We start from the raw sequence: 9,847 nt of genomic DNA on the forward strand, positions 1-9,847 counted from the left end.
TAATTGCCCGATTTTCGTCAATATTTCTTTAAAAATCAATCGTATGAGAATAAATCGCCGCCATGTTCATCGATAGTTTCAAGTACCTTGCCGCCACCACGAGCTACACAGGTCAAAGGATCTTCAGCAACAATCACAGGCAAACCGGTTTCTTCCATCAACAGGCGATCAATATCACGAATTAAGGCACCACCACCTGTTAACACCATACCACGTTCAGAAATATCAGCAGCCAATTCTGGAGGCGATTGCTCAAGAACCGTTTTCACCGCACGAACGATACCGTGCAATGGATTCTGTAAAGCCTCCAGGACTTCGTTACTGTTAATGGTAAAGCTTCTTGGAATACCTTCGGCCAGATTACGACCACGAACATCCAGCTCACGAACTTCAGTGCCCGGATAGGCGGTACCGATTTCATGCTTAATGCGCTCAGCGGTTGCTTCACCAATGATAGTGCCGTAGTTGCGACGGATGTACTCGATGATAGCTTCATCAAAACGGTCACCACCAATACGCACTGAGTCCGAATAAACCACGCCGTTCAAAGACAGGATCGCAATCTCAGTAGTACCACCACCAATATCCACCACCATGGAACCACGTGCTTCACCCACCGGCAAACCCGCACCAACGGCAGCTGCTACCGGCTCTTCAATCAGGAATACGTCACGCGCACCAGCACCTAAGGCTGATTCTTTAATCGCACGACGCTCAACTTGAGTTGAACCGCAAGGAACACAGATAAGAACTCGAGGGCTTGGGCGGAAGAAGGTATTGTCATGAACTTTGCGGATAAAGTGCTGAAGCATTTTCTCAGTCACTTCAAAATCTGCAATCACACCATCTTTTAAAGGACGGATGGCAACGATATTGCCCGGAGTACGACCCAACATGCGCTTAGCAGCTTCACCAACTGCCGCAATTGATTTTGCCCCGCCAGCACGTTCCTGACGAATCGCAACCACCGAAGGCTCATTCAAAACGATGCCCTGGTCGCGAACGTAAATCAAAGTATTGGCAGTCCCCAAATCAATCGACAGGTCGGTTGAAAATAAACCACGTAATTTATTAAACATCTAAGGAAATTTCTCGCTAATTTCAAAAATAAGGATGATTATAGGATTCAGGCTTCACTCAAATGCAGAAGCCAGCCTCACTACTCTAATTGTGGCTAAAGCCAGTAATAGCAAGGCTTTTATGCTTATTACCCAATCGGGCTACTCTAACAATACTGACCTGTGTGAGCAAGCTAAAAACCTATTGCTTCACATATTTTTGTGAAACGGTAATGGCTTTTGGCTGGAATGCTGAAAATCGCCACATAAACAGACACTTTGAACAGGGTTTGGTTCATCAACAAATAGCAGAAAGGTATCTTGCTTTGCTAGTTACAAGTTTCGCTTGATAGCGTATAAATCGGTGGGGCAAGTCACGACTTATCCCTTATCTTTTCCCTAGGCTCACTCGATCTTGACCGGCATAGTCTTTGACGGTTTCAATCTGCGTAAAGCCAACCTTATGCAATATTTCTCGAACGGCTTCACCCTGGTCATAACCATGCTCAAACAATAAGTAGCCGCCAGGTTTTAGGTGTTCAGTTGCCTGTTGGGTGATTTGATGAATATCTGACAAACCTTTGTCTTCGGCAACCAATGCTGTTACTGGCTCATAAACCAAATCTGCCAGGTGCGGATCGTTGGGGGCTACATAAGGAGGATTACTGACGATCATATCCAGCTGACCATGTTGCCAGTTGCTTAACCAACTACCCTGCTCAAATGCCACATTTTTAATCTTGTTGTGCTCAGCGTTGGCTTGCGCAACTTTTAAGGCAGGCTCGCTCATATCCAAAGCCCACACTGTCGTTTGCGGTCGCTCGCTGGCAATTGCCAGAGCGATAGCTCCACTGCCTGTTCCGAGGTCGGCTACTTTAAAGTCACTATTTTCAGGAATTCTTTGCAGCGCCTGCTCAACCAACACTTCTGTTTCTGGGCGCGGAATCAAGGTATCTTGAGTGACTTTAAAAGTCAGTGACCAGAATTCTTTTTCACCAATAAGATAAGCGGTTGGCTCACCTTTACTGCGACGACTAATTAAATACTGGTAATGTGAAAGCTGCTTTTCGGAGAGGATATGCTCTGGCCAGGTTTTCAGCCAGGTGCGATTTTTGTCGATAGCGTGGGCCAATAAAATTTCAGCATCTATCGTTGCGTCATCAATGGCTTCAAGTTGCTGCCTGGCCCAAGCCAACGCTTGGGCGACGCTCATGGGTTCCATCACAGTTATGTATTCTGTCCTGACAGGGCTGCCAATTGATCTGCCTGATGCTCTTGAATCAATGGCTCAACGATCTGATCAATATCGCCTTCCATAATTTCGTCAAGTTTATACAAGGTCAGATTGATTCGATGATCAGTCATACGGCCTTGTGGGAAATTATAAGTACGAATACGATCCGAACGATCACCGGTTCCAACCAGGTTACGGCGCATTTCAGTTTGTTCCGACTGGGCTTTGGCCTGTTCTGCTGCCATCAGGCGAGCCTGCAATACTGACATGGCCTTGGCGCGGTTTTTATGTTGCGAACGCTCATCCTGACACTCAACCACAACACCCGTCGGTAAGTGAGTAATACGAATCGCCGAATCCGTTTTATTGACGTGCTGACCACCCGCGCCCGATGCACGGAAAGTATCCACTTTCAAATCGGCTGGGTTGATCTCGATAGCATCCAGTTCATCCGCTTCCGGCATCACCGCTACGGTACAGGCTGAAGTATGAATACGACCTTGCGATTCAGTTTCAGGAACACGCTGCACACGGTGCGCGCCCGATTCGAATTTAAGATGCGAATAAACGCTGTCGCCGCTGATGCGCACGATAATTTCTTTATAGCCACCATGTTCGCCTTCGCTTTCGCTGATCACTTCAACCTGCCAGCGTTTTTTCTCGGCATATTTGCTGTACATGCGGAATAAATCGCCAGCAAAGATTGCAGCTTCATCACCACCGGTTCCGGCACGAATTTCAAGGAAGGTATTTTTGTCATCATTAGGATCACGCGGAAGCAACAACTTTTGCATCTCGACTTCCAGCTTCTCGATCTGCGCTTTGGCTTCTTTCATCTCTTCCTGCGCCATCTCACGCATATCTGGATCTTCATCCTTGAGCATTTCTTCGGCGCTCTGTAGACTTTCTTCGGCTTCCTGATAACGCTGAAAAGTATTCACCACTTCTTCCAGCTGCGAATACTCTTTGGATAAATCACGGAATTTATTCTGGTCACCAATAACATCCGGATCGCCCAACAAAGCACTAATTTCTTCGTGGCGATCAACCAGACCCTGCAATTTTTCGATAATTGAATCTTGTAACATATCAACCTTGTTATCGTGTGCTGTCGCAGAATAACGACAGACTAAATCGGTAATAGACTATTCTTTCAGACCACAATTACTCATCCAGATCAAATAACTTGCGGATCACCTCATGGGTATCCACTTCATCATCATCCTGGCGTAACCATACCAGCGGTTGGTGTAAAAACTTTTTGGTCAGGCGATGCGTTAACTGTTCCATCACCTGCTCAGGATCACCATCATTGGCCAGCTGAGCTTTAGCCCGCTGCAATTCATTGTTGGCAATATCCGAATACTTTTGCTGCAACTCACGAACCGTATCGTGCTTTTGGCGGCCAAGCTGCCATTGACGGAATTCTTCGCTGAAATCTCGCAAAATATGCTCAGCTTCTGCGGCAGCCTCCTGCCTCGCCTGCATGTTTTCCTGAATCACGCCTTCCAGATCATCTACGGTATAAAGATAAACATCATCCAGCTTGCCCACCGAGCTTTCAATGTCGCGCGGCACCGCCAGATCGACCATGAACATGCTTTTACGGCGGCGTTCTTTAACCGCCTGCTCAACCATGCCCTTACCGATGATCGGTAGCATACTGCCGGTTGAGGAAATCACGATATCCGCCTGCGATAAATAATGCGGAATTGCTTCCAGACCAATCGCCCTACCGTTGAACTCTTTAGCCAGCTTTTGTGCATTGGCCAGGGTACGATTGGCCATGATCATGTTACCAACGCCCTGCTGCTGCAAATGGCGAGCAGCCAGTTCAATGGTTTCGCCCGCACCAACGTACATCACGGTCAGCTTGGAAAAATCGGCAAAAACGTGTTTCGCCAGGCTAACTGCGGCATAAGCCACCGACACCGGATTAGTGCCAATATCGGTTTCATGACGAACCCGCTTGGCTGCCGAAAAAGTCTTCTGGAATAGACGTTCCATCACCTGATTGATGGTACCGGCACGGCGTGCCTTTTGGTAACTGGCTTTAAGCTGACCCAAAATCTGCGGCTCGCCCAGTACCATCGAATCCAGCCCGCTGGCTACCCGCATCAGGTGCAAAACGGCCTTGTCTTCATCATGGCAATAAATCGCCGAATGCAAATCTTCCTGTAGTTGCTTTTTAACCTGTAGCCAGTGTAGCAACTGTTCTCTTAACTGCTCGGGCGTCTGCTGGTCACTGGAAACATAAAACTCAACCCGATTGCAGGTGGACAAAACCGCCACTTCGCTTTGATGCAGAGCTTCAGCCAGTTCGGCCATGATTTCGCCCAGCTCATGGTCCGCGAACGCAACTTTTTCGCGTACAGCTAATGAAGCAGTTTTGTGGTTAATTCCTAATGCAATCAATGACATAGATAAGAAATTGTTGAGTTGTTGCAGCCCAGCCCAAAAATAACGAGAAATCAAAGGCTTATAATTGGCGCGAATTATAACACTGAGCAGTCATGTCCGCTAATCGAAAAAGTCATTGTGAAGGCAACAATTTACGTATTATGACAAATTATTCCTACCTCTTGTCATAAAGAGATTGTAGGATTGTCGAATGAATAAGCGTTTTTCAATTCTCTTTCTGCAATCGCTTGGTGCCCTCCTGCTGTTAGCTGCCTGCTCTGGCAAGCAGCCAATGATAGCGCAACAAGCACAGGAACCACCGCCTGATCGTGCAACCTATCCTGACATTTCACACATGTCAGCGGATCAACGTAGCCAATTGTATTTCAGTATTCTACTGGCCAATATCGCCAGCCAGCAGAACCTTGAGGAAATCGCTCAAAGTAATTTTTTAGACTCCGCCGAACGAACAGGCAGTATCGCACTGGCTCGTCGTGCAACCGTCGTTGCCTTGGAAAAACATGATTACGATCAGGTCAACCAGGCTCTGTCTATCTGGCTGAAACATGCACCTGATGATGCCAATGCCCATAAAGCCAAGCTGCTGACTGCTGTTGCTACCGGAGATTACGCCACCGCTAATGACGAGCTGCATCTGCTACTGAAGCTGCTGCCACCCTCAATGGACGAGCAGCTTTACCATCTGGTGCAAGTCACCAGCTATCAGGACAACGCCGATTTTGTACACTACTTCAATCAGGAGTCAGCCAGGCTCAACCACCCCGTCCTGCGAACTTTAGAAGCACACCTGCTACTCAACAGTCATAATCCTCAATTTTATCAGGCTCGTATCCACCGACTACTGGACTCAGTCTTATCGGAGCACAACAGCTTTCTCTCAGCCATTGAGCTGAAAGGCGAAGCTCTGGCGCTGGAATCTTCAGAAAAGCGCGCGGCCTACCTGCAACAAATTGTCGAAAGTCGCCGACTCAACAGTGAGCAATATTTCGAGCTGGGTGAACTGCTCTACACCCAGAAAAACTATGCCGCAGCCATCATGGCTTTTCAGCAGGTACTGCGCAAACAACCAAAGAATTACCAGGCGCAGTTTTTAATGGCCGGTAGTCAGTATGCGATAGAAGCTTATGCAGAAAGTTCGGATAACTTCTGGCAACTGGCGCGTAAAAACTACAAAAAAGATATAACCAGCTATTATTGTGCTGACTCGGCCCTGCGTAACGACGAAGCCGTTCGTGCCATCAGCTGTTATGAAATGGTGCCTCCGGGTAACTATTTTTACACCGCTCGAACCCGTCTTGCCCACCTGTTGCATGAACAGGGTAATTGGCAATACGCCATGCAAAGCTTGCAACAGGCCCAGCAAATGGTCAGCCTGCAGGAAAAACAGCGCCTGTTACAGTTTGAGATCAGTTTTTTGACTCAGATTCAGCAATACGAGCTGGCGGCCCAGCGCATCGAAAGCGCCTTGCAGGTCGAACCCAATAAAACTTCTCTTTATTACCAGAAGCTGCAACTGCTCAATCAGACTCAGTCAGTCGATGAACTGATTGACTCTATTCATCAGCTTCAGGCACAGGCAGAAGACCAGCAGCTGCATAAAGAAATCACCATAATCGGCGCACGCATGTTGCAGTCTCGTCACAGCGACCTGTCAGCCTATCTATTACTGGAAAAAGAAGTCAAACGCTTCCCCGACGACGTCGATCTGCTTTACGTTAAAGCACTGGCCGGAGAGCCATTGGGTTATTTCCAGCAGATGGAACAGGACTTGCGTACAGTGCTTAAAATCCAGCCCGATCATCACGACGCCATGAATGCACTGGGCTATACCCTGGCTGATATGAACCGTTCACTGGAAGAAGCTCAGCACCTGATTGAAGCCGCTTATCAACATGACCCCGAAAACAGCGCCGTCCTCGACTCCATGGGCTGGCTGCAATATCGCCTGGGCAACCTGCAAAAAGCACTCGAATTCCTGCAAATGGCCTACCAGAAGCAGCCATTACCCGAAGTTGCAGCCCACCTGGGCGAAGTTTTATGGGTCATGAGCGAAAAAGAAAAAGCCACCGAAATCTGGCAAAGAGCTCTGCGCCAGAATCCCAATAACCGTTATTTGATGGAAGTCCTGCAACGTTTCCCTGAAGCTCAAGGCGCTGGGTAATCATCGGTTGTCCCCACCACCACGCACCATCATCCTGTGACTTTGTAGGGTGGGCTTTGGCCCATCATCCCCAGCCCCAAAGATGCAAGCCGCACTAAAAACAGGCATAATCCTGCCCATTGGAACCGAATAGAAATGTAGGTTGGTGATAAGCAAAGCGAATCCCAACAAACTATTTTTAAATACCTAAAGAGATCCATTAAATGAGCTTAATGCTGCGCACACTATTAATCAGCTTCGCCTTATTATTATCTGCCTGCGAAACCCTGCCCGAAAAACAGGACACCACCGTCTGGGACGATCCAAAGTGGCAGAAGCAATATAAGAACCTGAAAACCATTAAAGGCTTTACCACTCAGGGCCGTATCGGCATCACCCAGCCTGACGATAGCTTCTCCAGCAGCATCATGTGGAAACAGGCCGCGCGTGACACTTTGACTGTCCGTATGTATGGCACCTTCGGCACTACTTATGTCTTGCTTGATATCACGCCGCAACTGACCACCCTTAAAACCGGTGATGACCAACACTTCGAAGGTTACAACGCCGAACAGCTTTTATATGACGTTCTGGGCTGGGATTTACCAGTGCATTATCTGCAGGACTGGGTTCTTGGGCTGCCGACTGGCATCAATCGCGACAATTTGAAAATTAATGCAGATGGTACTTTGCAGGAGCTCAACTATCAGGATTACCAGGTGCTCTACCAAAAATACGACAGCCACCCCTGGCATCATGATAAGACCATTGCCCTGCCCCAGAAGATCAAAATTACCCAAGGTGACAACAAAATTATTTTGTCGCTGCGCAGCTGGGATCTGACCTTATGAGTTTCACCGTTGCAACCGGCAGTCTCGATGAGCAGGGTTACAGCTATTGGCCCTCGCCAGCCAAACTCAATTTAGAGCTTCGCGTACTGGGCCAACGTCCCGACGGTTATCATGAACTGCAAACCCTGTTTCAATTATTGGATATCGGTGATGACATCTGGATAAAAACGAATGAATCTGGCGAACTGACCCTGGACAGCGAATACAGCGAAGTGCCCAGTGAGCAGAACCTGATTATCAAAGCCGCCCGAATGCTACAGCCATTCTGCACAAGCGTATCCGGTGCGGATATCAAACTGACCAAGCGATTGCCATCCGGGGCCGGTTTAGGCGGCGGTAGTTCTAACGCAGCAACCACTTTAGTCGCCCTCAATCAGCTCTGGAATTTACATCTCGATCAGCAGCAATTGATCGATCTAGGGCGTCAGTTAGGTGCCGACGTCCCGGTTTTCGTAAATGGTCATAGCGCCTGGGCTGAAGGCATTGGCGAACTTTTAACCAACACCGATATCCCTGAAAAGTGGTATCTTATTGTCTATCCAAACGTTCATGTGAACACCGGCAAAATTTTTTCACATTCAGCGTTGACAAGAAACGACAAACCCATTAAATTACGCGCCACTCGCGAAGGGAGTTTGCCTGAAGTTGGTTACAACGCCATGCAAACACTGGTTCTCGAACTTTATCCGGAGATAAAAGAAGCCTTTGAGCATCTATCTCAATACGGAAAAGTGATGTTAACCGGAACCGGAAGTTGTCTCTTCTTAACCTTTGACAACGAGCGAGAAGTCCGTAAAATAGCGGCTCTGTGCAAGCAGCGCTGGCTAACTTTAGAAGCTAGAGGTATCAACACCTCGCCGCTGATAAAGTAAAAAATTGCAGGGGTATCGCCAAGCGGTAAGGCAGCGGCTTTTGATGCCGCCATTCGTTGGTTCAAATCCAGCTACCCCTGCCATCTTCTCTTCTCCCAGCTTTTATTCTGCTTGCTGTAACTTTTGGGGCTAATGTTACAGGGCTTTTCGATGTCTGATTTAATGCTTTTCAGTGGTAATGCCACACCTGATCTCGCCAAACGAATTTCTGATTACTTAAACGTACCACTGGGTAAAGCGCATACCGAACGCTTTAGTGATGGTGAGTGCAGCGTCGAAATTCTTGAAAATGTTCGCGGTAAAGACGTTTTCATCATTCAATCTACTTGCGCACCAACTAACGACAACCTGATGGAATTGATCATCATGGCCGACGCACTGAAACGTGCATCAGCCAAGCGTATCACCGCAGTCATTCCTTACTACGGTTACGCCCGCCAGGATCGTCGCGTTCGTTCAGCACGTGTACCAATCAGTGCAAAAGTGGTTGCTGACATGATCAGCGGCGTAGGTTTTGACCGCGTACTAACGGTTGACCTACACGCAGACCAGATTCAGGGCTTCTTCAATATTCCAGTAGACAACGTCTACGCCACTCCAGTACTTCTCGAACACATCCAATCCAATATCGCCGGCAAAAACCTGATGGTAGTTTCGCCAGACGTTGGCGGTGTTGTTCGTGCTCGTGCCATTGCAAAGCGCCTAAACGACGCAGACTTATCGATTATCGATAAACGTCGTCCTCGCGCTAACGAAGTCAGCGTCATGAACATCATCGGTGATGTTTCTGGTCGTGACTGCGTGATTGTTGATGACATGGTTGATACAGCTGGCACACTTTGCCAGGCAGCGCAGGCACTGAAAGATCACGGTGCCAACAGCGTTTACGCTTATGCTACCCACCCGGTTCTTTCAGGCAAAGCCATCAGCAACATCAATGGCTCAAGTCTCGATAAACTGGTCGTGACCAACACCATCCCGCTTTCAGAAGAAGCGCAAGGCTGTGACCGCATTGAAATTCTGGATCTTGCACCCCTATTGGGTGAATCGATTCGTCGTGTTAACACCGAAGAATCTATCTCAACCATGTTTCTAGACTAAGATTTACCGGTTCAGCAACATCCTAAAAGCAGGCCCCGGCCTGCTTTTTTATTGCCTGAAATAAATGGTTTGCCCATCTTATATAGATACCATCTCTCCCAACCGACCTCAAGCCACTTGAGGTCGGTATTCGCTTTGATGTTTTAATACACCATAGCAAATTTGTACCA

Annotated in this window: 8 protein-coding genes and 1 tRNA gene; 5 read left to right on the forward strand and 4 right to left on the reverse strand. The window is 48.0% G+C overall.

The window, feature by feature from the left end:
- Window positions 1-35 precede the first annotated feature (35 nt).
- The 4 genes from HUJ19_RS03555 to hemA form a co-directional block, all read right to left on the reverse strand.
- The gene (locus HUJ19_RS03555; protein WP_018625301.1) at window positions 36-1,079 is read right to left on the reverse strand and encodes a rod shape-determining protein; all 1,044 of its coding nucleotides are present in this window, start codon (window positions 1,077-1,079) and stop codon (window positions 36-38) included.
- Window positions 1,080-1,446: 367 nt separating this feature from the next.
- Entirely contained in the window at window positions 1,447-2,271 is an 825-nt protein-coding gene (gene prmC / locus HUJ19_RS03560; protein WP_290622297.1) for a peptide chain release factor N(5)-glutamine methyltransferase, read from the reverse strand.
- Window positions 2,272-2,285: 14 nt separating this feature from the next.
- Entirely contained in the window at window positions 2,286-3,380 is a 1,095-nt protein-coding gene (prfA, locus tag HUJ19_RS03565; protein WP_290622298.1) for a peptide chain release factor 1, read from the reverse strand.
- 76 nt (window positions 3,381-3,456) lie between these two features.
- Complete coding sequence (gene hemA / locus HUJ19_RS03570; RefSeq protein ID WP_290622299.1) at window positions 3,457-4,713, reverse strand: glutamyl-tRNA reductase; 1,257 nt, start codon at window positions 4,711-4,713, stop codon at window positions 3,457-3,459.
- A 190-nt stretch (window positions 4,714-4,903) separates the two neighbouring features.
- Here hemA and HUJ19_RS03575 point away from each other — a divergent pair, with 190 nt between their 5' ends.
- The 5 genes from HUJ19_RS03575 (at window position 4,904) to HUJ19_RS03595 (ending at window position 9,677) form a co-directional block, all read left to right on the forward strand.
- The gene (locus HUJ19_RS03575; protein ID WP_290622300.1) at window positions 4,904-6,874 is read left to right on the forward strand and encodes a tetratricopeptide repeat protein; all 1,971 of its coding nucleotides are present in this window, start codon (window positions 4,904-4,906) and stop codon (window positions 6,872-6,874) included.
- A 203-nt stretch (window positions 6,875-7,077) separates the two neighbouring features.
- Window positions 7,078-7,704, forward strand: coding sequence for a lipoprotein insertase outer membrane protein LolB (gene lolB, locus HUJ19_RS03580; protein ID WP_290622301.1), 627 nt, complete (start codon window positions 7,078-7,080; stop codon window positions 7,702-7,704).
- Window positions 7,701-8,576 carry a 4-(cytidine 5'-diphospho)-2-C-methyl-D-erythritol kinase gene (gene ispE / locus HUJ19_RS03585; protein WP_290622302.1) on the forward strand — a complete coding sequence of 292 codons (876 nt, stop codon included), beginning with the start codon at window positions 7,701-7,703 and terminating at the stop codon, window positions 8,574-8,576. The genes lolB and ispE overlap by 4 nt, the downstream gene beginning before the upstream one ends.
- An 8-nt stretch (window positions 8,577-8,584) precedes the next feature.
- A tRNA-Gln gene (locus tag HUJ19_RS03590) sits at window positions 8,585-8,659 on the forward strand.
- A gap of 67 nt (window positions 8,660-8,726) precedes the next feature.
- Window positions 8,727-9,677 carry a ribose-phosphate pyrophosphokinase gene (locus HUJ19_RS03595; RefSeq protein WP_290622303.1) on the forward strand — a complete coding sequence of 317 codons (951 nt, stop codon included), beginning with the start codon at window positions 8,727-8,729 and terminating at the stop codon, window positions 9,675-9,677.
- Window positions 9,678-9,847 lie beyond the last annotated feature (170 nt).

The organism is Kangiella sp., from assembly GCF_014762745.1.
GTDB lineage: Bacteria > Pseudomonadota > Gammaproteobacteria > Enterobacterales > Kangiellaceae > Kangiella.

What these genes read in the sequence shown, in the direction of transcription:
- HUJ19_RS03555 (WP_018625301.1), bottom strand. Translation starts at nt 1,079, where the DNA reads ATGTTTAATAAATTACGTGGTTTATTTTCAACCGACCTGTCGATTGAT.
- prmC (WP_290622297.1), bottom strand. Translation starts at nt 2,271, where the DNA reads ATGAGCGTCGCCCAAGCGTTGGCTTGGGCCAGGCAGCAACTTGAAGCC.
- prfA (WP_290622298.1), bottom strand. Translation starts at nt 3,380, where the DNA reads ATGTTACAAGATTCAATTATCGAAAAATTGCAGGGTCTGGTTGATCGC.
- hemA (WP_290622299.1), bottom strand. Translation starts at nt 4,713, where the DNA reads ATGTCATTGATTGCATTAGGAATTAACCACAAAACTGCTTCATTAGCT.
- HUJ19_RS03575 (WP_290622300.1), top strand. Translation starts at nt 4,904, where the DNA reads ATGAATAAGCGTTTTTCAATTCTCTTTCTGCAATCGCTTGGTGCCCTC.
- lolB (WP_290622301.1), top strand. Translation starts at nt 7,078, where the DNA reads ATGAGCTTAATGCTGCGCACACTATTAATCAGCTTCGCCTTATTATTA.
- ispE (WP_290622302.1), top strand. Translation starts at nt 7,701, where the DNA reads ATGAGTTTCACCGTTGCAACCGGCAGTCTCGATGAGCAGGGTTACAGC.
- HUJ19_RS03595 (WP_290622303.1), top strand. Translation starts at nt 8,727, where the DNA reads ATGTCTGATTTAATGCTTTTCAGTGGTAATGCCACACCTGATCTCGCC.